Below are 924 nucleotides of genomic sequence, written 5' to 3' on the forward strand. Positions count from 1 at the left end.
GGTCCAGGGCCGCGGGCTCAGCGTCACTGCCGGCGACAGGATGACGTCGTAATCGTCGAAGAAACGCTGCCAGCGCTGGTAGATCACCGTCTGCTGCTTCATCGCGCGGGTGACGTCGAGCGCGGAATAGCGCAGGCCCTCCTCGACATTGGCGCGCACATTGGGCCCGACCATGTCCGGCGTGTCGCGGACCTTGTCGAGATGCGCCGCCAGGAAATTGCTCGCGCGCAGAATCTCGAAGACCTCGTCCGTGCCCTCGCAATCCGGCGTCGCCTCCTCGGCGGCCCGGAAGAGATGGCTGAAGGCCTTGGCCTTGTCGAAAAAGGTGTCGCGGATCAGCCGCTCGGTCGGGGCGAAGCCGAAATCAGGGGTCAGCGCCACCTTGAGCGAGGCGAGATCGATCGCGTCGGGCCGCGCGAAATCCTCCGGCCGGCGCACGGTCCGGCCATCGATCGTGATCGCCAGCGGATCGGCTCCGTTATCGGAGACGATAGCGGAGAGCAGCAGGCAGAGATCCGGCACATTGCGCGCCATCGGGCCGAGCACCGGCAGCGGCGACCAGCCGAGCTGGCGCTTCTCGCTGGGCACGAGGCCGGGCGTCGGCCGGAAGCCGACGATGCCGTTGAAGGCGGCCGGGTTGCGCAGCGAGCCGCCGGTATCCGAGCCGGTCGCGAGCGGCACCATGTTCGTCGCCAGCACGACGCCCGAGCCGCCCGACGAGCCGGCCGCGCTCTTCGAGGGATCGAACGGGTTGCCGGTCGCGCCATAGACGGCGTTGCGGGTATTGGCACCGGCGCCCCATTCCGGCGTGTTGGTCTTTCCGGCGATGATCGCCCCGGCCTTGCGCACGGAGGCGACGATGAGCTGGTCTTCCGTCGGCACGAAATCGCGATAGAGCGCGCTGCCATAGGTGGTGCGCAGGCC

General features: G+C 68.5%; 1 protein-coding gene. It reads right to left on the reverse strand.

Features of this window, described 5'->3' with window-relative positions; all coding sequences use genetic code 11:
* The coding region (locus tag JHD80_RS27070) for an amidase (RefSeq protein ID WP_248311814.1) at positions 1-924 on the reverse strand (924 nt) is incomplete at both ends.

The sequence above is a fragment of the Allobosea sp. ASV33 genome, from assembly GCF_016428755.1.
In the GTDB taxonomy this organism is placed as follows: domain Bacteria; phylum Pseudomonadota; class Alphaproteobacteria; order Rhizobiales; family Beijerinckiaceae; genus Allobosea.